This is a genomic window from Corynebacterium phoceense, assembly GCF_900092335.1.
GTDB classification, from domain to species: Bacteria; Actinomycetota; Actinomycetes; order Mycobacteriales; family Mycobacteriaceae; genus Corynebacterium; species Corynebacterium phoceense.
The window spans coordinates 309,941-331,463 of the sequence record NZ_LT596208.1 but is presented as its reverse complement, the minus strand read 5'-3'; the positions used below and the strand labels follow the sequence as shown (position 1 = coordinate 331,463).

General features: G+C 65.3%; 14 protein-coding genes and 3 pseudogenes. 10 read left to right on the top strand and 7 right to left on the bottom strand.

The window, feature by feature from the left end:
• Positions 1 to 690, top strand: a pseudogene (gene glmU, locus BN9444_RS05745) (bifunctional UDP-N-acetylglucosamine diphosphorylase/glucosamine-1-phosphate N-acetyltransferase GlmU); the annotation flags it as partial.
• Positions 691 to 1,811: 1,121 nt separating this feature from the next.
• On the opposite strand, the gene mfd reads toward glmU, so the two are convergent.
• From mfd to BN9444_RS05725, 4 genes are all read right to left on the bottom strand, one after another.
• Positions 1,812 to 5,450, bottom strand: coding sequence for a transcription-repair coupling factor (gene mfd / locus BN9444_RS05740; protein ID WP_068802147.1), 3,639 nt, complete (start codon positions 5,448 to 5,450; stop codon positions 1,812 to 1,814).
• A 12-nt stretch (positions 5,451 to 5,462) separates the two neighbouring features.
• Positions 5,463 to 6,071, bottom strand: a complete 609-nt coding sequence (locus tag BN9444_RS05735) for a TetR/AcrR family transcriptional regulator (protein ID WP_066487536.1) — start codon at positions 6,069 to 6,071, stop codon at positions 5,463 to 5,465.
• 520 nt (positions 6,072 to 6,591) lie between these two features.
• Positions 6,592 to 7,815, bottom strand: a complete 1,224-nt coding sequence (locus BN9444_RS05730) for an MFS transporter (protein ID WP_066510518.1) — start codon at positions 7,813 to 7,815, stop codon at positions 6,592 to 6,594.
• Positions 7,816 to 8,167: 352 nt separating this feature from the next.
• A complete protein-coding gene (locus tag BN9444_RS05725) occupies positions 8,168 to 9,799 on the bottom strand; it encodes a multicopper oxidase family protein (protein ID WP_066487530.1) in 1,632 nt (543 codons plus the stop codon).
• Positions 9,800 to 9,848: 49 nt separating this feature from the next.
• Between BN9444_RS05725 and BN9444_RS05720 the strand changes: the two are divergent.
• The 7 genes and pseudogenes from BN9444_RS05720 to BN9444_RS05690 all read left to right on the top strand — a co-directional run bounded on the left by BN9444_RS05720 (position 9,849) and on the right by BN9444_RS05690 (position 15,568).
• A pseudogene (locus BN9444_RS05720) lies at positions 9,849 to 10,969 on the top strand (MFS transporter).
• A gap of 52 nt (positions 10,970 to 11,021) precedes the next feature.
• A pseudogene (locus BN9444_RS05715) lies at positions 11,022 to 11,753 on the top strand (NTP transferase domain-containing protein); the annotation flags it as partial.
• Between the two features lie 29 nt (positions 11,754 to 11,782).
• Positions 11,783 to 12,757 (top strand): ribose-phosphate diphosphokinase, encoded by a 975-nt coding sequence (locus tag BN9444_RS05710; protein WP_066487521.1) that lies wholly within the window; start codon positions 11,783 to 11,785, stop codon positions 12,755 to 12,757.
• 55 nt (positions 12,758 to 12,812) lie between these two features.
• Positions 12,813 to 13,085, top strand: a complete 273-nt coding sequence (locus BN9444_RS05705; protein ID WP_066510523.1) for a hypothetical protein — start codon at positions 12,813 to 12,815, stop codon at positions 13,083 to 13,085.
• 215 nt (positions 13,086 to 13,300) lie between these two features.
• Positions 13,301 to 13,957 carry a 50S ribosomal protein L25/general stress protein Ctc gene (locus BN9444_RS05700; protein ID WP_066487514.1) on the top strand — a complete coding sequence of 219 codons (657 nt, stop codon included), beginning with the start codon at positions 13,301 to 13,303 and terminating at the stop codon, positions 13,955 to 13,957.
• A gap of 93 nt (positions 13,958 to 14,050) precedes the next feature.
• A complete protein-coding gene (gene pth / locus BN9444_RS05695) occupies positions 14,051 to 14,614 on the top strand; it encodes an aminoacyl-tRNA hydrolase (RefSeq protein WP_066510529.1) in 564 nt (187 codons plus the stop codon).
• Between the two features lie 21 nt (positions 14,615 to 14,635).
• Positions 14,636 to 15,568: a fumarylacetoacetate hydrolase family protein gene (locus BN9444_RS05690; RefSeq protein ID WP_082723217.1), complete on the top strand. Its 933-nt coding sequence runs from the start codon at positions 14,636 to 14,638 to the stop codon at positions 15,566 to 15,568.
• Here BN9444_RS05690 and BN9444_RS05685 read toward each other — a convergent pair.
• Complete coding sequence (locus tag BN9444_RS05685) at positions 15,565 to 16,716, bottom strand: PucR family transcriptional regulator (RefSeq protein WP_066487495.1); 1,152 nt, start codon at positions 16,714 to 16,716, stop codon at positions 15,565 to 15,567. The two genes, BN9444_RS05690 and BN9444_RS05685, sit on opposite strands and share 4 nt — an antisense overlap.
• Positions 16,717 to 16,865: 149 nt before the next feature.
• On the opposite strand from BN9444_RS05685, the gene BN9444_RS05680 reads away from it, so the two are divergent.
• Both BN9444_RS05680 and ppk2 read left to right on the top strand, forming a co-directional pair.
• Complete coding sequence (locus BN9444_RS05680) at positions 16,866 to 18,320, top strand: MFS transporter (RefSeq protein ID WP_141681501.1); 1,455 nt, start codon at positions 16,866 to 16,868, stop codon at positions 18,318 to 18,320.
• 119 nt (positions 18,321 to 18,439) lie between these two features.
• On the top strand, positions 18,440 to 19,339 hold the full coding sequence (gene ppk2, locus BN9444_RS05675) for a polyphosphate kinase 2 (RefSeq protein WP_066487492.1): 900 nt from the start codon (positions 18,440 to 18,442) through the stop codon (positions 19,337 to 19,339).
• 175 nt (positions 19,340 to 19,514) lie between these two features.
• On the opposite strand, the gene BN9444_RS05670 is transcribed toward ppk2, so the two are convergent.
• On the bottom strand, positions 19,515 to 20,987 hold the full coding sequence (locus BN9444_RS05670) for a glyceraldehyde-3-phosphate dehydrogenase (RefSeq protein WP_181734615.1): 1,473 nt from the start codon (positions 20,985 to 20,987) through the stop codon (positions 19,515 to 19,517).
• Between the two features lie 73 nt (positions 20,988 to 21,060).
• Positions 21,061 to 21,523, bottom strand: a 463-nt coding sequence (locus BN9444_RS05665) for a nitronate monooxygenase (RefSeq protein WP_199872854.1), incomplete at its 5' end; no start/stop codon positions are given.

The window sequence follows — 21,523 nt, the reverse complement described above, 5'->3', positions numbered from 1 at the left end:
GCGCTCAACGAGCGCGTCGTCGAGGCCGCCATGCGCGGCGGCGCCACCGTCGTCGACCCTGCTACCACGTGGATTGGCGTCAACGTCACCATCGGCTCCGACGTCATCATCCACCCCAACACCCAGCTGTGGGGTGCCACCTCCATCGCCGACGGCGCCGAGGTCGGCCCGGACACGACGCTGACCAACATGCAGGTCGGCGCGAACGCCCACGTTATCCGCGTCCACGGCTTCGACTCTGTCATCGGCCGCGGCGCCAACATCGGCCCGTACACCTACATTCGTCCGGGCACCGTCGTGGGCGAAGAAGGCAAGCTCGGCGGCTTCGTCGAGGCCAAGAATGCCCAGATCGGCCGCGGCACCAAGGTCCCGCACCTCACCTATATTGGGGATGCCACCGTGGGCGAGTACTCCAATATCGGCGCGTCCTCCGTCTTCGTCAACTACGACGGCGTGAACAAGCACCACACCACCATCGGCAGCCACGTGCGTACCGGCTCGGACACCATGTTCATCGCTCCGGTGACGGTCGGTGACGGCGCCTACTCCGGAGCGGGTACAGTAATTAAGGACGACGTTCCTGCGGGAGCCCTCGTCGTCTCCGGCGGCAAGCAGCGCAACATCGAAGGTTGGGTGGAGCGCAAGCGCCCGGGCACCGCGGCAGCAGACGCCGCCGCGGCGGCACGCGACGCACAGCCGACGAACGANGCCCCACTCGCTCACCAGCGTGACGTAGCCGACCTCCGCAAGCTTCTCCTGGGCGAGCAAACGAGCCGGGCGCACCGTGCCATCCGTAGCACGAATAAGCTTGCCCTCAGCCACGTACTCCTCATGCTCATCAAGACGAATAACCACATGCGCAGCACGCGCCGGTGCCTGAATTTGCTCCCCGCCAGCGACAAACTGTTTGAACCCGTCAAGCAGGTTATCGCCGGGCAGCGCGCCGAGCATATCCATCAGCCACGGATCCTGGGTGTTAATCACCAAACGGTGCCAACCGTCTTTGCCATAGGTATGGCGGGCAGACTCCACGCGGGTCTTCGGCGTGGCAAGCCTCGCGCCGACCTCATCGAGCTTGGCCTCCGCCGTGCCACACAAGGTCACGCGGGCAGCGTTAGGATCCTCGCAGCGCGCGGCGAGCACCTCAATCCGGGCGAGCACGCGCAGGGAATGGCCAGCAGCGCGGGCGGCCTTGCGGGCCTCAGCAATGCCTTTAGGCTTAGCGCGCCAATAAACGGCAGCCAGCGGCTGAACAAACTTGGCATCGGCAAGCGTTAGGCCGCGGTCACGGAGCTCAGCCACGGTAAGGCCGGCGGCTTCCTTGAGAGAATCGACGCCGAGAGCAAGAGCATCGAAGATCGAGACGGTCATGCCACGGAGGTTAAGGAGGCATCGGAAAGCCTGCAACCGATTGCCCAATGCATTTGTCGAACAGGGGTATTCGAACAGGGGTAATGAGGCAATAAACGTGCAGGTCCGCGCGTTTCGGCGCGAGCGTGCCGGTGGCATCGGTTAGCTTGAAGGTCCACTGTCAATCGGAGGACCGAAAGGATAGCGTTATGTATTCCCTGTTCGCTGCGGCCAGCGAGGCCGGGCTTGGCCCGCTGATCCAGCTCGCAATGCTCCCGATCGTGTTGAGCTCCGTGCCAATTCTCGCTATCACGACCTAGACACCCTTACTGCGAAAGGAGAACGCTATGAAACTGTCATCACCGATGGACTTTGGCCAGTCGCTGTTGGACGCAGGACTGGGCCCGTCGATGCTCTGCGCACTGAGCTCGCTGCCGTTCCTGCGCAACGTCTAGAAAGCGCTACTCGCTTACGGAAATAACGTTGCCCATCTTCCGCGGGGTCTTGCCGCCGGTGACGTCCACCTGATCGATGTCGAACATCTGCGATAGGAAGTCCGCGACCCACTGGACGAGCTCGACGTCGCGCAGGAGCGGGTCGCGCACGTTGCGGCCGGCCTTGGGGAACGACAGCTGGATGGCCTTCGCGGCCGCCCGGTAATTCGAGCCTGGGAAGAGACGCTTGAGACGCACCTGCTTGGAATCCGCGAGCTCAACCGGGTGGACCTTGATGCGCGTGCCTTGGACCGTGATGTCTGAGACGCCGGCGCGGCGGGCCTGATGGCGCAAGCGTGCGACGGCGAGGAGACGCGAGACCTCCTCGGGCACGGGGCCGTAACGGTCTTCCATTTCCTCCACGATGAGCTGGAGATCCGCGTTGTTCTTCGAGGCCGCGAGCTTGCGGTACACCTCGAGGCGTAGACGCTCGGCGTTGATGTAGGCTTCGGGGATATGGGCATCGACAGGCAAGTCGATGCGGATCTCCTTGGGGCCTTCGTCGGTGGCCTTGGGGACCTCGCCGCGGGCCATGGCCTTGAAGGTCTCGACGGCCTCGCCAACAAGGCGGACGTAGAGATCGAAGCCGACGCCCGCAATGTGGCCGGACTGCTGCGCGCCGAGGACGTTGCCGGCGCCGCGCATCTCGAGGTCCTTCATGGCGACGGCCATGCCGGCGCCTAGGTCGTTGTTCTGGGCGATGGTCGCAAGGCGGTCGTAGGAGGTCTCGGTGAGCGTCGCGCCCTTGGGATACAGGAAGTAGGCGTAGCCGCGCTCGCGGGAGCGGCCCACGCGCCCGCGCAGCTGATGGAGCTGGGACAGGCCCATGTGGTGGGCGTTTTCGACGATGAGGGTGTTCGCATTCGCGATGTCGAGGCCGGTCTCCACGATGGTCGTGCAGACGAGCACGTCGTACTCGCGGTCCCAGAATCCTTGGACGGTCTTCTCAAGGAGCTCCTCGTTCATCTGGCCGTGGGCGACGACGATGCGCGCCTCGGGGACGAGCTCGCGCAGCTCGCGAGCTTTGGCCTCGATGTCGGAGACCTTGTTGTGGATGAAGAAGGTCTGGCCGTCGCGCAGGAGCTCGCGGCGGATGGCCGCGGCGACCTGCTTGTCCTCGTAGGCACCAACGTAGGTAAGCACCGGGTGGCGATCCTCCGGCGGGGTGAGGATGGTCGACATCTCGCGGATGCCGGCCATGGACATCTCGAGCGTGCGCGGAATCGGGGTCGCGGACATGGTGAGCACGTCCACGGAGGACTTGAGTGCCTTGATGTGCTCCTTGTGCTCGACGCCAAAGCGCTGCTCCTCGTCGACGACGATGAGGCCAAGGTTCTTCCACTGCACGCCTGTCTGAAGCAGACGGTGGGTGCCGATGACGATGTCGACGGAGCCGTCCGTCAACCCGCGCAGGATCTCCTTGGACTCCTTCGCGGTGGTAAAGCGCGAGAGGACCTGAATGTTGATGGGGAATCCGGCCATGCGCTCGCGGAAGGTATCGGCATGCTGTTGCGCCAAAAGGGTCGTCGGCACGAGGACCGCGACTTGCATGCCGTCCTGGACGGCCTTGAACGCAGCGCGCACGGCGACCTCAGTCTTGCCGTAGCCCACGTCGCCGACGACGACGCGGTCCATGGGAACAGGCGATTCCATATCGTGCTTAACGGCATCGATAGCGAGCATCTGGTCCTCGGTCTCGACGTACGGGAAGTTATCTTCCATCTCCGCCTGCCACGGCGAGTCGGGCGCAAACTGGTGGCCCGGCGCTGCTTGGCGCTTGGCATAGAGCTCGACGAGCTCGCCGGCGATTTCGCGCACGGCGGCGCGCGCCTTCTTCTTCGTGTTCTTCCAGTCCGAGCCGCCCATCTTGGACAGCTTGGGGGCCTCGCCGCCCGTGTACTTGGACAGCATGTCGAGCGAGTCCATGGGCACCCAGAGCTGATCACCCGGCTGGCCGCGCTTGCTCGGTGCGTACTCGAGCACGATGTACTCACGGCGGGACGTTTCATCGCCGGCTTGGATGGTCCTCTCAGCCATCTTGACGAACTTGGCGATGCCGTGGGTTTCATGCACCACAAAATCCCCGGCCTTCAAGGCCAAAGGGTCAACACGGTTGCGACGCTTGGCGGGACGGCGCTTGGCACCCGCGATGTCGCCCACGCGGTTACCGGTGAGGTCCGTCTCCGTAATGACCACAAGAGGCAGCGCCGCGGCGTCGCGGGCCTTGCGGATCTTGGGGAAAACCAGACCGGCATGCGACAGCGCCTGGTAAAGCGTCACCTCGCCAGGCGTGGGCTCCCAGCCGGGCGTGGCGACCTTGGCGGGAATGCCCTTCTCCGCGAAGCGGTCCACCATGCGCTTGATAGCGCCTTTGGCCGGCGCGATGAACGCCGCGCGCCCGCCCGCGTTCACGTGGGCGAGTAGCTCCGCCATCATCGCGTCGATCTGCTTGATATCGCCGCGCGGGGTGGGGCCCGGCTCGAAGTCGAGCGGCAGCGTCTCATCTTCTGGCGCGAAGAGCATGCCCGGCGGCGAGAACGTCCACAGCGGCAGCGACGCGTTGGCACACGTGATGTCCAAGGACTCAAAAGAGCGGTAACTAGAGGCAGAAGTGTCCAGGCCCTCCGCCGCGAGCGGCCCATCCGCGCCCATGGCGGCGGCCTCCCAGCCGGCGGCGAGGAACTCCGCGTCCGTGTCCACGAGGTCCGCGATGCGCGTGCGGATCTTCTCCGGCCCCACGAGCACGACGTGTGTGCCGGCGGGGAGGAGCTCTGGGAGGGGGACCATGGGGGCATCGGAAAGCACGGGCAGAAGAGCCTCCATGCCTTCGGCGGGAATCTTCTCCGAGACCTTGGCCAAAAGCTCCACCAACGCGGCGTTGCCCGGATGCGTGCCCATGAGCGACGCGGCGCGGGCGGCCACAGCGTCAGTGATAGGCAGTTCGCGGGCCGGGTAGACGTCCACGGAGCCGACCTCGATCTCCGCAATCGTGCGCTGGTCCGCGACGGAGAACTGCCGGATATCCGTGATTTCGTCGCCCCAGAACTCCACGCGCACCGGGTAATCAAGCGTCGTGGGGAAGATGTCCAGGATGCCGCCGCGCGTGGCGTACTCGCCGCGCTTGGCCACCATATCGACGTGGCGGTAGGCACGGAATTCCAGGCCGGCCACGACGTCTTCGAACTCGACCTCTAAAGACTCGGCGAGGCGAAGAGGCGCGCGGCCCTCCACGGTCTGCAACAAAGGCTGTGCGTAGCCGCGCGCGGCGGTTACGACAACGTCGAGCGAGTCAAGACGGTCGAGCACCTGCGCGCGGCGCCCCACGATGTCCGCGCCCGGCGAGAGGCGCTCGTGCGGGAGCGTCTCCCAGGACGGGAAATACGCCACCTTGGGTCCCAAGAGAGCCGCAAGCTCCGCCGTAAGATCCTCAGCCTCGCGGCCCGTGGCCGTGACGACGAGGACCGGGGCGCGGTGCGCCAGCGCGCCCAGCGCCCAGGGACGCACCTGGTCAATGCCGGTGAGGTGCAGCGAGGCCTCGCCCACGTGCGTGAGCATACCCTTGAGCTTGGGATCCGTAGCCGCGACCTTGAGCAGGCCGGCGAGCATGGGGGTTGCCATCTAGGCGTGTCCTTTCAACTTAGGCTGGGCCTCCAGGCCCGCGAGCCCATTCCAGCAGAGATTCACGATATGCGCGGCGACGACCTCTTTGGACGGCTCGCGTTCGTCCAGCCACCATAGCGCCGTCATGGACACGGCACCAACGAGCGCCTGCGCGTAGAGGTTCGCCAGCGTCTCGTCCAGCCCGCGGTGATGGAAGGCCGTCGCGAGGATGTGGCTCACCTGCCCCACCGCGGTGGACAGCAGCGTGGCGTAGCTGCGGTCCGTTCCCGGCTTCGAGTCGCGCGCGAGGATGAGGAAGCCGTCGGTCTCCTCTTCGACGTAGGTGAGCAGCACGAGCGCGGCCTGCTCAATGCGCTCGCGCCACGAGCCCTCCCCCAGCGCGTCCGTGACGAGCTTTTCCAGCGCGAGCATCTCGCGGTCAATAATGACGGCGTAGAGCCCCTCTTTGCCACCAAAATGTTCGTAGACAACGGGCTTGGACACGGTCGCGCGGGCGGCGATTTCCTCCACGCTCGTGCCATCGAAACCCAACTCCGCAAACGCTGCGCGCCCCACTGCAATGAGCTGTTCACGGCGCTCACGCCCCGTCATCCTTTGTCGAACCATGCCTTCTACCCTATCGTCTCCCAGCTCGCGCGCAGCTTTCCGATGCCCCCCTTTCCCTCCCGTCTCAGGTCCGCCCCGCGTGCTAGGTTGATGCCGTCCCTTCCCTACAACCAGCCATGAGCCTCTTGATGAGACGCTGCCGCGCCATGTAGCCGCGGCCGCCTGTGGCTAAGAGCCGTCCGCCGAGCTCATCGCACAGTGCGCGGACGGTACGGTCGCCTCCGCGTCCGAGGTCTGGGTGCTGCGCCGCGGGACGGTGTATTCCGTGTCGCAGGGCGCCGAAGACGCCACGACCGGCGGCGGCCAAGACGGTGGACCTAGCGCGCAACCCGGTCCTCCCTGCTCGCGTGGAACAGAGAGGACCGGGTTGCGATTGTGCTTCCCCACCAGGACTCGAACCTAGAATGACGGTACCAAAAACCGTAGTGTTGCCGATTACACCATGGGGAAATCCGGCTGCGTAAACAACCGTTCTTAGAGGATACCCGACGGGGGCACCGCTACTGCAAACCGACCCGAATTATTCGAAATCGAGGTGTCGGGACTGGGCCGCGGCCGTGCGGCCGTGGACGAGGACGTAGACTCCGGCGGCCACGATGACGAGGCCAGCCATGAGCCAGTACATTGTCGTATACCCCGTCGCGGCGATGAGCGAGCCGAGCGCCAGCGGGCCGAAGCCGATGCCCACGTCGAGCAGAAGAAAGAGCGTAGAAATACCCGCGCCCATCTCGGCGAGCGGGACAAGACGCACGGAGATCGCTTGCACGGCTGGCATGAGCGAGCCGTAGCCCAGGCCCACGAGGGCGCCGGCGAGGACGACCTGCCAGTTGGTGTGTGCAGCGGCGAGCAGCGCCAGGCCCGCGACGAAAACGACGAGCGCCGGGTAGACCACCGCGTTGTCGCCGTGGCGGTCCTGGATGCGGCCGAGGACAAAGCGCATGACAAGGCTCACGCCGGCGTAGGCAAGGAAGAAGAAGCTGGCGCCGGTCGCGAGACCGGCGGCATCGGAGTACGCATTGATGAAGGTGATGATCGCGGCGTACGCGACGCCGACGAGCAGCATGAAGAAGCCCACGGGCGCGACCTTGGGGTGGACGATGGTCGCTAGCGAGAAGCGCGCGGCGTGGCGTTCCTGGGCCGGGGCACGGAGGAACATCGCTAGGGCGAGCGCCACCACGGTAAGACTGAGCACGGAGATAAAGACCGCGTTGTAGCCCAGCGAGTTCGCCAGCGCGAGGCCGGCCGCGGGTCCGACGGCGGTGGCGAGCGTCGTGCCGAGCGCGAAGTAGCCGGTGCCCTCGGCGCGGCGGTGGTCCGGGATGACGGACTGTGCGACGGCCATGACGGCGGTCGAGGCCACCGCGTAGCCGAGGCCGTGAATAAGACGCACGACGATGAGGAACGCGAGCGAATGCGCCGGGAAGTAGGCGACACAGGCCACGGCAACGACCGCGAGCGAGACAAGCAGCGAGGTCTTCCGGCCGACGGTGTCGACGACGTAGCCCGAGAAGAGTCGAGCGACGGTCGCGCCGACGACAAAGGAACTCGAGGCGAAGCCGGCGGCGGTCTCACTCGCCGCGAACTGCGTGGCGGCGTAGAGCGCCATGATGGTCACGAGCAGGTAAAAGACCATGAACTGTGCGAAGTTCACGAGCCAGGCGAAGACAAAGGTGGGCGTGATGAGCCGTGGGCTCGGCGCGCCCGGTGCGGCGGCGGGACCAGTGGACGGGGACGTGGGAAACACCTCACATCGTGCGGGGACAAAAGAACGCGCGTTACCTTACTCCCCCGCCGCGGGGCTTTGCATGCCCGGTGCATGCGAACGGCGCGCGTGGTCCGTTCGGGGATCCGTCGCGCGCCGTACGAACGCCGTGTGAGGGCAGGAAGACGTGGGTTATTTCGTGGCGTCTCCTGGGGCACCATCCCGGTCTAGGGGTGAATTGCTTGGCACTTCTTTTCTCCTCTATACAATAAAAAGTTCATGTCTGAAGCGACTAAACCTTAATAAAGAATAAAGGCATACTACGTGGTCGCCGAGGTTACGGGGCACGGTTTAACCACAATCCTGTCGTTCAACAGGCGGCCGACACAGGAAGTTAGGCCCCTTGCGTCGGGGTCGCATACGGGCTGCGCGAGGCGTCGATGATCTGGCCGCCGTGGTGGGAGTGCGCCTTCTGCTCGAAGTAGAGCGCGGCGGCCTGAACGCGCACGTCCGGCTTCTCGCCTTTGTCCACGATGACGAACTGCCCCATCATGCCCTCGTCCTCGTGGAGGAGCATGTGACAGTGGTACATGTACGGAATCGTGGGATCCGGGTAGTGGCCGAACTCAACGAGCAGGCGCGCCGTCGTCTTTGGAGGCAGGTTGACCGTATCGTGCCATCCGGCCTCCGGCTTGGGACGCACCGTCACCGTCGTCGAGGCCTGCGCGACGTCCACGCCAAGCACCTTGAAGCGCGCGTCGTGAATGTGGAAGTTGTGCGGCCAGTCATCATTTTCATTCGTCACGGTCCAGATCTCCGGCTCGTCGTGGTCGATGACGACATCGACGCGCGCCATGTCCATGGACTCGCCGTTGATCATGAAGGTATTGAGCACAAACTCGCGCTCCGTAAGTCCCTCCTCGCTGGGGACCTCGAGCGCTGCGGGGTCGAGCTCGGCGGGCAACGCGGGGGCATCGGGGGCATCGGCAGCCGGGCCGATAATGCGGAGGAGGTCGAAGTTATCGCCGAAGCCGAAGTCTGAGGAGTACTCGTCGTCGGGCACGCCAAAGTTATCGGCGCGCGCGACGGACTGCAGGATGTGCTCCTCCCCCGGCTTGAGGTCAACGAGCACCTCGAGGCGTTGGCCGGGGCCGATGAAGGCCTCGTCGACGGTGAGCGGCTCGGGCAGCAGCCCGGCGTCCGTCGCGATGACGCGCAGCGGCGTGCCGTTGTGCATGGTAAGCGTGTAGAAACGCATGGACGCGGCGTTGAGGATGCGCAGGCGCACCCGGCGCGTCGTCGCCTCGAACTTCGCGTTCGTAATGCCGTTGACCACCGGCGTCGTGCCCAGCAGGCCGAGCGTCGAGTCGACGGAATGGTCGAGCTGGTTGTCGTCCGTGAACTTCGCGTCGACCAAGACGACGGGGATATCGTCCACGCCGTACTCATGCGGCAGCTCGAGGCCGTCCGAGACGTCGTCGTCGAGAATGAACATGCCAGCCAAGCCACGGTACGCATGCGTTGCCGTCGCCATATGCGGGTGCGGGTGGTACCACGTCGTCGCGGCGGGCTGCTCGATGGTCCACGTCGGCTTCCACGTCTCTCCGACCTGGATGGGCGAATGCGGGCCGCCGTCCGAATACGCAGGCAACTTCATGCCGTGCCAGTGCACCGTGGTCATCTCGATGAGGTCATTGGTGATCTCCGCGCGGACCTTCTCCCCCTTGTGTGCGCGCAGCGTGGGCCCCAGGTACGGGCCATTGAAACCCCACGTGCGGGTCTCCGACGCGCCGGGCAGAATCTCGGAGTGGCCGTCCTGCGCTGTGAGCTTGAAGACGCGGGTGTCGCCGTCCTTCTCGCCTTCGAGCAGCGGCGGGATGGGCAGCGGGCGGGGCTCGGAATCATAGCCTCGGGGCGGGGTCTGGCTCTTTTCTGCGGTGTCGTCCGAGTCCGAGCACGCGGCGAGTACACCACCGGCGGCGAGGAAGACGGAACCTTGGACAAAGAGGCGACGCGTGAGACTCATGTGTCCTACTTTAAACGCTCGAGCGGGGTGTGGCCTACCCTTGAAAAATATGAAAACGAGTGAGGAATGCAACGCACGCCGCTTCGTGTGGGCCAATGGTCTGCAAAACGTCGGCGACCAGCTCGTCTCCGGCAAGACGGTGCTGCCGTGGCTCTTCCATGCGGCGGGCGTGCCGGGCTTCTTTACGGGTCTGCTTGTGCCGCTGCGCGAGTCCGGCTCCATGCTCCCGCAGGCCGCGCTCACGCCCTGGGTCACCACGCATGCCGGCCGCAAGCGCCTGTGGGTCTTAGGCTCGCTCGGCCAAGCCGCCTGCGCCGCGGTCATCGCGCTCGCCGCATGGCTTGCCGATGCCGCCCTCCTCGGCGTCCTTGTCGTCCTTGCGCTCGCAGGGCTCGCGATCTTTCGCGCGCTGTGTTCCATCACGGGCAAAGACGTGCAGGGCCGCACGATTTCGAAGGGCGCNTCGCGGTAGGCGCGGCGACGTGGCTCATCGCAGGCGGCATCTTCCGCGGCGTCGAAGAACCGATCCCGGACGAGGATGTGGAGGCTCAGGGCCTCAATAAGTCTTGGTGGAAGGATACGTGGGAGCTCTACCGCGGCGATGAGAAGTTCCGGCGCTTCGTCAATGTCCGCGCGCTGCTGCTCGTCTCCGCACTGTCCACGTCGTTTATCGTCGTGCTCTCGCGCGACGCGGGGCAAGCGATGCTCTCCGGGCTCGCAGGCTTCGTGCTCGCCTCAGGCCTGTCCAACCTGCTAGGCGGGCGCCTGTCCGGTGTGTGGTCGGACCGGTCCTCCCGGACAGTGATGGCCGCGGGGGCGGCGGGGGCATCGGCAGTTTTGCTGGCCTTGGTGGCCTGCGCGTGGTGGGCTCCGGCGAGCCTCAACGCCTGGGTCATGCCGCTGGGATTCTTCTTAGTCAACCTCGCGCACACGGCCATTCGCGTGGCGCGTAAGACGTACGTCGTAGACATGGCTGGCGGCGATAAGCGCACGCAGTACGTGGGCGCGGCGAACACGATGATGGGCGTCGTCTTGCTCATCGTGGGTGGAATTTCGGCCGTCATCGCGCTCGCGGGACCGGCCCCGGCGCTGCTCTTTTTGGCCGCCATCGGGCTGCTGGGCGCCTGGCGCGCCCGTGGTCTCGACAACGTCTCGCGTGGGAACGTTTAGAATGTGTGCCTAGATACTTTTTGACTCGACATTTTTGTGAGGAGCTATTCCTTTGGCTGATACCACCGATCTCGCCATCCTCGTCCTCGCCGCCGGCGCAGGCACCCGCATGAAATCCGCGAAACAGAAGACCCTCCACGAGATCGGCGGGCGCAGCCTCCTGGGCCACTCGCTCCACGCGGCCGCTGGCCTGAACCCGGCACACCTCGTCGCCGTCGTGGGCCACCAGCGCGAGCAGGTCGCCCCGGCCGTCGAGGCCATCGCTGCGGAGCTGGACCGCGAGGTCCTCGTCGCCGTCCAGGAAGAGCAGAACGGCACGGGCGACGCCGTTGCCGCAGGCCTCGCACCGCTGCCGGACTTCAACGGTACCGTCATCGTCACTAACGGCGACGTCCCGCTGCTGCGCCCGGAGACCATTCAGTCCCTCTTCGAGGCGCACGTCGCCGAGTCCAACGCCGTGACTGTGCTTTCCATGTCGTTGGACGACCCGACGGGTTACGGCCGCATCGTTCGCGACGGCTCCGCCGTGACGGCCATCGTGGAACAAAAGGACGCCGCCCCGGAGCAGCTCGCGATTACCGAGGTCAACTCCGGCGTCTTCGCCTTTGACGGCGCCATCCTGCGCGACGCGTTGGGCCAGCTCAACTCGGATAACGCACAGGGCGAGCTCTACATCACGGACGTGCTCTCCATCGCGCGCGACGCGGGCCACCGCGTGGGCGCCGTCGTCGCCCCAGACCCGTCCGAGCTCGCCGGCGTCAACGNATCGCAGAAACTTCCCGCCACAACTGACAAGGAAGGCAACACCCAGCCATGACCGGCAAGGTAACTGGTAGCAGCAAAAACATGAAGCTCTTCTCCGGGCGCGCACACCCGGAGCTGGCAGAGGCAGTCGCTCGCGAGCTCAAGACCGACTTGGTCCCCACCACCGCCCGCGACTTCGCCAACGGCGAGATTTTCATCCGCTTTGAGGAATCCGTCCGTGGCGCGGACTGCTTCGTCATGCAGTCCCACACGCAGCCGCTCAACAAGTGGCTCATGGAACAGCTCATTATGATCGACGCTCTGAAGCGCGGCTCCGCCAAGCGCATCACCGCGATCCTGCCGTTCTACCCCTACGCCCGCCAGGATAAGAAGCACCGCGGCCGCGAGCCGATTTCCGCCCGCCTCGTCGCTGACCTGCTCCAGGCCGCCGGCGCAGACCGCATCGTCTCCGTCGATCTCCACACGGACCAGATCCAGGGCTTCTTCGACGGCCCGGTCGACCACATGCATGCGCAGCCTATCCTCGTCGACTACATCAAGTCGAAGTACGCCATGGATAACCTCGTGGTCGTCTCCCCAGATGCCGGCCGCGTCAAGGTCGCTGAGAAGTGGGCCCACGACCTGGGCGACGCTCCGCTCGCCTTCGTCCACAAGACCCGCTCCACCGAGGTCGCCAACCAGACCGTGTCCAACCGCGTCGTTGGCGAGGTCGAGGGCAAGGATTGCATCCTCCTCGACGACATGATCGATACCGGCGGCACCATCGCCGGCGCCGTCCGCGTCCTTAAGGAAGCGGGCGCCAAGTCCGTCGTCATCGCGTGTACGCACGGCGTTTTCTCCGACCCGGCGCGCGAGCGTCTGTCCGAGTGCGGCGCAGAAGAGGTCATCACGACCGATACCCTCCCGCAGTCCACCGAGGGCTGGTCCAACCTCACGGTGCTGTCCATCGCCCCGCTGCTGGCACGCACCATCAACGAGATCTTCGAGAACGGCTCCGTCACCACGCTGTTCGAGACGCACTAAGCGCGCATCTCGCTTCTTCCCCGCTCGGCCTCACGGCCCAGCGGGGATTTTTGTTGTGCAATCTTTATCACCGCAGTACTCACACACCGCTCGCGGGCGCGACGCCGAGGCGTATGGCGCCGTCCATGTCGCCCAGGGCGAGGAACCGCGCCCGCCTAAGGAGCCGGAGCCGGAAGACGGCCAGGAAGAGTCCGTGCTCGTCGACGATGAAGGCTGGGGCGTCGTGAACGACAGCGAGGTCCGCGAGTTCATTGAACTTGAGCACCCTGCCGCGGCCGCTGCGGAGGCCACTGCGGAGGAGGCAGAGGACGAGACGGACGAGCGCTAAGTATTTGGTGTCCGGGCCGATGCGTTGCTAGGATATATCCGTCTCGGCGAGGGCGAGCGGTCACATGACCGTAAGCCGTTATCGACGCGATTGTGAACTTCTAAGCATATAAGCCTGCGATGACTCCTCCCCAGACGTCCATCGGCAGGCTTTCGTCGTTCTTGCGCCGTATCATTGAGCCTCGCCACACACTGATTAACTGCAAGGAGAATTTTATGTCTAACGAGACTCCGGTCATCAAGGCTACAGCCCGCAACGAATTCGGCAAGGGCCCGGCTCGCCGCCTGCGCGTCGCCGGCCAGGTCCCGGGCGTTGTCTACGGCCACAGCACCGACCCGGTCCACTTCTCTGTTGACCGCCTGGAGATCACCGCTCTGGTTCGCAACCACGGCGTCAACGCTGTTCTCGAGCTCGAGCTCGACGGCGAGCAGCACCTGAGCATGGTCAAGCACGTCGACCAGAACGTGCTGACCCTCGACATCGACCACATCGACCTCCTCGCCATCAAGCGCGGCGAGAAGGTTGAGGTCGAGGTCCCGGTCGTCGTCGAGGGCGAGCCGGCACCGGGCACCGAGTACTACCAGGATGCAGACGTCATCCTGGTTGAGGCTGACGTTCTTAACATTCCGGAAGAAATCGTCGTCTCCATCGAGGGCCTGGAGGACGGCTCCGTCGTCACCGCCGCCGACATCACCCTGCCGGAGAACACCACCCTGGTCGCCGACGCCGAGACCGTCATCGCTTCCGTCTCCATCCCGCAGGTGGACGAAGAGCTCGAGGCCGCCGCTGAGGCAGCTGAAGAGGGCGGCGCCGAGGCTGGCGCTGACTCCGCTGAGGACGCCGCGGCTGCCGCAGCCACCGAGTCCGAGTAATTCTCGCCTCATTCGCCGCGTTCCCCGCATGGGGTGCGCGGCGTTTCGCCGTTTTTCAGGCGGCTTCGCCCACGCCCACGCGGGCGTGCGAGAATGGAACGCGTGACTGATTCTCCCCTTCTCATTGTTGGCCTGGGCAACCCGGGCGCCCAGTACGCGGGCACGCGCCACAACATCGGCTACGACGTCATTGACGAGCTGTGCGACCGCGTGACGCCCATGGCTACGAGCTTGAGCGTCCATAAGAAGACGAACACGTTCGTCGCGGAGCTCGGCGCCGGGCGGCTCACCTCGCGCAAGACGATCCTCGCCCGCCCGCACTCGTTCATGAACCTCTCCGGCGGGCCAGTCAAGGCCCTCGCGCAGTACTTCGGCGTGGCCCCCGCGGACATCGTGGTCATCCACGACGAACTCGAGCTCGACTTCGGCCAAGTGAGACTGCGTACGGGCGGCGGGGACCACGGCCACAACGGCCTGCGCTCCATCACTAAGTCCCTGGGCACCAAGGATTACCAGCGCCTGTCCATCGGCATCGGCCGCCCACCGGGCCGCATGGATCCCGCCAGCTTCGTGCTCAAGCCGTGGTCCAAGCGCGAGGCCCAGGACATCCCCATCGTGTGCGCTGATGCTGCCGATGCCCTCCTCCGCGCCGCGTAGGCACGAGTACACTGTCCCACCATGAGACTTGCTACGCTGCGCACCCCTTACGGCACGACGACCATCCGCGTCGAGGGCGACAACGTCGGTATTGAGCTCGACCACGAGGACGTGGGCGCGCTCCTGCGCACCGAGGACTGGCGCAAGGCGGCCGCGCTGTCCGGCGAGCCCGTCGCCTTCGCGCCCGAGGACCTGGCACCCGTTATTCCGCACCCGGGCAAGATCATCTGCGTCGGCCTCAACTATGCCAAGCATATCCGGGAGATGGGTCGCGAGTTCCCCGACGTCCCCACGCTGTTTATCAAGTTCCCAGACGCGCTCACCGGCCCCTACGACGACGTGCACATCCCGCCGTTCGGGCAGTCCAAGCTCGACTACGAGGGCGAGCTCGCCGTCGTCATCGGCCGCCGCGCCCACCACGTCACCGCCGCCGAGGCGCTCGACTACGTAGCGGGCTACTCCATCATCAACGACTACACGCTGCGCGATTTCCAGCGCGCGACCACGCAATTCCACGCCGGCAAGTCCTTCTACCGCACCGCCGGCTTCGGGCCGTGGCTCACGACCTCCGACGAGTGGGCGCCGGGCGGCGGCGCGCGCCTGACCACGACCGTCGACGGCGAGGTCCGCCAGGACGACAACACGGACGATCTCATTTTCTCCGTCGCTCGGCTCATCGAGTTCTGCTCGCAGCTCTACCCGCTCCACCCCGGCGACGTCATCGCTACCGGCACGCCCGAGGGCGTCGGCTTCGCCCATAAGCCGCAGGCCTTCATCCAGGACGGTCAGACCGTGCGCATCGAGATCGAGGGCCTGGGCCATATCGCGAACCAGACCATCTACGACCACTCGGTGATGCCCTCCATCGTGGGCGAAGACCTCCTTGGACACGGGCACAGCGGCAACTCGGACGGCTGCGCCTGCGGCGGCGACTGCTCCTGCGGCGCGCACTAATCACCGGACGAACCCCCGCCGAGCTCCCGCGCATAGCGCAGCCAGAGTAGCTCCATGCGCGTATCCGGCTCGGTGAGGCTGCGACCCGTGACCTCCTCGAACTTCGCGACACGGTGGCGCAGCGTGTTCTCGTGCACATATAGCCCCGCGGCGGCCTGCTTGAAGCTCAGTCCCGCGTCCAAATACGCCCACACCGACTCGAGCAGCATCGCGCCGGTCTCAGGGGCCTCAGCGAAGACAGTCTCGTAGCGCGCCTGCACGATGGCCGTGACCGCAGGGACCTCCGGCACGGCGAGCCGCCACGACAACGCGGCGGCGTCCCACCACCCCGTCCGGCCCGGCGGCAGCGCAGAGAGCACGCGCCTCGCCCCAGCCCAGGACTCCCCGGCTTCGGCCAGCGAAGTGGAGGGGCCTGCGGCGAGGAGAACGGGGGCATCGGCAAGCTGGGCCGTGGCGGGAATAAGCGCGGCGATGACATCGCCGACCTCGGCCGCGACCGCCATCGCGGCGGGCGTCGAGCCCCACTTCTCCACGTAGGCGACCCACTCGTCCGGGTCCGCGGCCATGCCGAGGGCTACGCGGTACGCGATATCCGGCAGGCCGAGCCGCCGCGCGCGGGCGGCAATCTCCAAGCCCGAATGCTGCGGCGCGGCGATAAGGCGCAGCAACTCCGCCTTAGCCACGCGGCGGCGCACGGACTCACCCACGCTCGCCGCCCGATATTCACGCACGGCCTGCTGCATGAACCACTCACCCACCTCCCACATCGCGTCCATGGCGGTAAGACAGTCCTCGACCGGAAGCCCACGCGTCCGCGCGATGTCGCTAAACCGCCGCTGCGTCGAGGTGAGCGCCAGACGGTAAGCACGCAACAACGAATCGACCTGCACGCCCTGACCTAGGCGGCGCAGCGCGACACTGGGCACGGCCGGAAGCTGCGCTGCAGAACCGCTCGCAACGACGTCGAGGACCACATCGATAATCCCGCCCACGGAGGCCACAAGCTCGCGGCGCGGGACGTCCGCGTAGTCCGGCAGCTCCTCGTGGATATCGCCCACGGCGTGCACCGTGAGGTCCTCGTGCTCACGGCGCAGCTGCGCCACGACGGTCGCCAGCGTCGCGTAGGGAATGGAGTTATCCGGACTCATGCATCTCGATTGTAGGAAACTCCAAACGCGCACGTGAGCTATTAGACAGAACCCCATTGAATATGATGTATATCACGGGAGATAGTAGTGGGCATCGCGTCGCCCCAGCCGCGACGTGCCCTGCACGCCTGATCCTCTTGGAGACACTCATGCCCACTTCCCTTTCCGCGAGCCTCGCCAAGGCCGCTGACGTCATGGAACCCACCCGCACCCCGCGCCAGAAGCGCAAAGCGTTTTTAGGCGCCATCGCTGGCCATCTCATCGAGTGGTACGACTACGGCGTCTACGGCTTTGTAGCCATCTACGTCGGCCAAGCCTTCTTCTCCGCCGCCACGCCTGCCATCGCACTGCTGTCCTCTTTCGCGACCTTCGCATTGTCGTTCTTTATGCGTCCGCTCGGTGGATTCATCTTTGGCCCGCTCGGCGACCGCATCGGTCGCAAGAACACCATGGCACTGGTCATGGTGCTCATGTCCGGCTCCACTTTCTGCATTGGGCTTATGCCCACCTACGCCGCCATCGGTTTCGCGGCACCGGCCCTGCTCATCCTCGCCCGCTGCGTCCAGGGCCTATCCGCCGGCGGCGAGATCGGTACCGTGACCTCCTATGTCGCGGAGTACGGCGGCGCCAAGCGCCGTGGCCTGGCCACCTCGCTGCTCATGACGATTGCGGTCTCCGGCCTGCTCCTCGGATCCATCGTCGCCAACGGCCTCGCGGCCATGCTCGGCGACGAGGCGATGCAGGCCTACGGCTGGCGCATTCCGTTCCTCGTCGCGGGCCCACTCGGCCTCATCGCGGCCTACATCCGCTCGCGTCTCGAGGATTCCGCCCAGTTCGAGGCCATCGCCGAGTCCGGCCACCAGGAAAAGCGCCCTTTGCGCGCCCTGTGGAAGTGGAAAGGCAACCTGCTGCTCGTGGCTGGCTCCATCTCCCTGCTGGCCTCCATGTTCTACATGGTCCTCACGTTCTCCTCGACGTACCTGGTCAACACGCTGGGCTTCACCGCCACGGAGCGCTTCTGGTTCATCACCGTCGGCGGCGCCACGGCCGCATGCCTCATGCCACTGGGCGGACTCATCACGGACGTGTGGGGACGCCGCCCGTTCCTCATCCTCACCTCCGCGCTCACCGTGCCGGCGGTCTGGTGGTTCTTCTCCTCGGCCCCGGGCGCTACAGCGCAGTCGCTCTTCCTGCCATTCATGGCCTGCTGCGTGCTCTTCGGCCTCTACTCCTCGACCCCGTACGCGGTGATGACGGACATGATTCCCACGCAAGTCCGCGCCACGGGTATCTCCATGGCCTATAACTTCCCCGTCGCCATCTTCGGTGGCTCCGCCCCGTTCATCGCGTCCTACCTCATCAACCTCACCGGGGATATCACCTCGCCGATGTACTTCTTCATCGGCACCGCAGTGCTGTCGTTCCTCTCCAGCTGCCTCATCTCCCGCCGCCACTACTCCCGCGTCGAGGCTGCCGATGCCGCCCTCCTCGGCGTCATCGCCTCCTCCCGCGCCGTAGCCGACGCCGTCGCTACGGAAGCCGCCGAAGAGGCCGCCGAGGAAAACGCAGCGCAGACCTCCTCTTCGGCGCGCGCTACCCCATAACGGAACTCTGCGTCTGTGCGTCGCATGCCCCGAATGGCCAGATCACTGGGTTCGCCCCCACCATTCTGGGGCTAGCGGCGTTTTCGCATGTCTAAAGTTCCGCTAATAAGCTGTTAAGTATGAGCAAGAATACAAAGCGCACCAAGCCCGCCAAACTCGACAAGGAAGCCTACGAGGCCGAACTCAAGCGTCTCCAGGCCGAGCTCGTCGAGATGCAGCAGTGGGTCGTCGAGACCGGCGCCCGCGTCGTCATCATCATGGAAGGCCGCGACGCCGCTGGCAAGGGTTCCGCTATTAAGCGCATTACCCAGTACCTGAACCCCCGCACGTGCCGCATCGAGGCGCTGCCCAAGCCCACCGATCGCGAGTCCGGCCAATGGTACTTTCAGCGCTACATCGAAAAGCTGCCCACCGCCGGCGAGATCGTCATCTTTGACCGCTCCTGGTACAACCGCGGCGGTGTGGAGCGCGTCATGGGCTTCTGCACCCCGCAGGAGCACGTGCGCTTCCTTCACCAGGCGCCGGTCCTTGAGCGCATGCTCGTCGAAGACGGCATCATCTTGCTCAAATACTGGTTCTCCGTCTCCGACGAAGAGCAGATCGCCCGCTTCAAATCCCGCCGCAACGATCCGCTGCGCCGCTGGAAGCTCTCCCCCATGGATCTCCAGTCCATTACCCGCTGGGAGGACTACTCCCGCGCGAAGGACGAGATGTTCGTCCACACGGACACGCCCACCGCGCCGTGGTACACCGTGGAATCCGAGGACAAGAAGCGCTCGCGTATCAACGTCATCAACCACATCCTGAAGACGATTCCGTACCAGCACGTCCCGCAGGATGTGCCGGAAATCCCGGAGCGCCCGGACGAGAGCGGCGAAGAGTACGAGCGTCCGCCGCGCGATGATTTCTCCTACGTCCCCGACGTCGCCTCCGAGTTGGAGCGCGACAAGGTCGCCGCCGCGAAGAAGGCTAAAAAGGCTAAGAAGGCCGCTAAGAAGTCAGGCAAGAAGAAGGACTAGCCTCCCACGCCACTGAAATAGCCATTTCGCCCGAATTAGCTCCGATTTTTCGACAAATCGGATTCTTATTCGGGCGAAATGGCTATTTCACTGCATAAACAACTTTCGACGTCGCGAAGATCAACGAGCCGCCCCGCGAAGCGAATTCGACGGGGCGGCCTTGTGCATCTAGCGCTTAGAGCTCAGCGGCGGACTTGCGCGTCGGGAGAACCGTGGGGCGTGCGCCGGCGAGTTCCTCGACGATGCGGATGACCTGGTTCGAGTAACCGAACTCGTTGTCGTACCACACGTAGAGCACGAGGTGCTTGCCGGAGGCGATGGTCGCCAGGCCGTCGACGATGCCCGCGTGGGTGGAGCCGACGAAGTCCGAGGAAACGACCTCCGGGGAGGCGATGTAGGAAATCTGCTGGCGCAGGTCCGAATGGAGGGAGACGTTGCGCAGGAAGTCGTTGACCTCGTCGGCCTCGACCTCCTTGGCGAGCTCGAGGTTGAGCACAGCCATGGACACGTCCGGGGTAGGAACGCGGATGGCATTACCGGTGAGCTTGCCCTCGAACTCCGGCACGGCCTTGGAGACGGCCTTGGCAGCGCCGGTCTCCGTAAGCACCATGTTGAGGCCAGCGGCACGGCCGCGGCGCGGGCCCTTGTGGAAGTTGTCGATGAGGTTCTGGTCGTTGGTGAACGAGTGCGCGGTCTCGACGTGGCCGTGGACGACGCCGTAGCGGTCGTTGATGACCTTGAGCACCGGAGTGATGCCGTTCGTGGTGCAGGATGCGGCAGACAGGATCTTGTCCGTGTCCTCGATGTCGCCGTGGTTGATGCCGTAGACGATGTTCTTCAGGTCGCCCTTGCCCGGAGCGGTGAGCAGGACGCGAGCGATGCCCTTGGACTTGAGGTGCTGCTCGAGCCCCTCGCGGTTGCGCCACACGCCCGTGTTGTCGACGAGGATGGCGTTGTCGATGCCGTACTCGGTGTAGTCGATGGATGCCGGATCGTTGGCGTAGATCATCTGGATCTTCGTGCCGTTGGCCCAGATGACCTCGTTCTCCTCGTCGACGGAGATGGTGCCGTTGAAGGCGCCGTGGACGGAGTCGCGGCGCAGGAGGGAGGCGCGCTTGATGATGTCGCCGTCGCCCTTCTTACGGACCACGATGCCGCGCAGACGCACGCCGTTGTAGGCGGCCTCGCGAGCGATGAGGATGCGGGCAAGCAGGCGGCCGATGCGGCCGAAGCCGTAGAGCACGACATCGACCGGCTCCTTCTGGGTGTCCTTGCCAATGACGTCGGCGAGGGCGGACTCGACGAAGGCACGCAGGTCGGTCTCGCCGGAATCGGCGAAGTCGAGCGCGAGCTGGCCCAGATCGATAGACACGGAGGCCAGGTTAAGGTCGACGAGAACCTCGAGAATGGGGAGGGTCTGCGCGGTGGAGAGTTCCTCGCCGGCGACGCGGCGGGCGTAGCGGTGTGCCTTGACAATGTCGATGTCAGTGACACCCTCGAGCAGCGAGCCGAAGATCGACGTCACGACGTTGGAGCGGCGCAGCGTGTGCAGCAGCGGGATCATCTTCTGAGCGCGCTCGATGCGCTCGTTCCAGTCGTCGTGGCCAACCTGGGCGTTTCCGGTCACTTCAATCAATCCTTTACTCATGGGGTTGTCACATAGAGTGCGCAAAAGGGGTTAATGCAACAACACATAATATCCGAACCGGGCACGCAATTTACTAAAGACGCTGAAGTATCTCCGCCACACTACCCCCGCCGAGTCGCTCGGGCTCCACGCCCACGAGACAATAGGCCACCGCAGGGTCCTTCTGCGCACGTCGCGTCTTGAGCAGCGGGCTCAAATGCGGGTAAATGGGCGCCATGTCTGGGTGCGTGCGGGTGTAGTCCGTCGCGAGCCCACGGGCGTAGCGTCCGGACAGAGCGCGCGTCGAGACCGTCTCCCCGCCGCTCGCTATGAGCTCGCGATTGCTTTCGGATGTCCCCGCCTCCTCCGCGAGCAGGAACGCCGAGCCGCAGCTCACCTTGGCCACGCCGGGCCAGCCCAGGGCCTCCTCAACGTCCGCGTGGTCGCGCAAGCCGCCGGCCGCGATGAGCGGAATGGCAAAACCCTCGGCCTCGAGTGCCGCGTGGACGTCCGCAACGAGCTCACGCAGCGGCCGCCAGTCCGGTTCTTCCTCGATG

Bases quoted from the DNA above. Each gene is read 5' to 3' on its own strand.
- BN9444_RS05700 (WP_066487514.1), top strand. From the start codon at position 13,301: ATGTCTAACGAGACTCCGGTCATCAAGGCTACAGCCCGCAACGAATTC.
- ppk2 (WP_066487492.1), top strand. From the start codon at position 18,440: ATGAGCAAGAATACAAAGCGCACCAAGCCCGCCAAACTCGACAAGGAA.
- mfd (WP_068802147.1), bottom strand. From the start codon at position 5,450: ATGCTCGCCGGCCTGCTCAAGGTCGCGGCTACGGATCCCAAGCTCAAG.
- BN9444_RS05725 (WP_066487530.1), bottom strand. From the start codon at position 9,799: ATGAGTCTCACGCGTCGCCTCTTTGTCCAAGGTTCCGTCTTCCTCGCC.
- BN9444_RS05685 (WP_066487495.1), bottom strand. From the start codon at position 16,716: ATGAGTCCGGATAACTCCATTCCCTACGCGACGCTGGCGACCGTCGTG.
- BN9444_RS05670 (WP_181734615.1), bottom strand. From the start codon at position 20,987: ATGAGTAAAGGATTGATTGAAGTGACCGGAAACGCCCAGGTTGGCCAC.
- BN9444_RS05680 (WP_141681501.1), top strand. From the start codon at position 16,866: ATGCCCACTTCCCTTTCCGCGAGCCTCGCCAAGGCCGCTGACGTCATG.
- pth (WP_066510529.1), top strand. From the start codon at position 14,051: ATGGAACGCGTGACTGATTCTCCCCTTCTCATTGTTGGCCTGGGCAAC.
- BN9444_RS05690 (WP_082723217.1), top strand. From the start codon at position 14,636: ATGAGACTTGCTACGCTGCGCACCCCTTACGGCACGACGACCATCCGC.
- BN9444_RS05735 (WP_066487536.1), bottom strand. From the start codon at position 6,071: ATGGTTCGACAAAGGATGACGGGGCGTGAGCGCCGTGAACAGCTCATT.
- BN9444_RS05710 (WP_066487521.1), top strand. From the start codon at position 11,783: ATGACCGGCAAGGTAACTGGTAGCAGCAAAAACATGAAGCTCTTCTCC.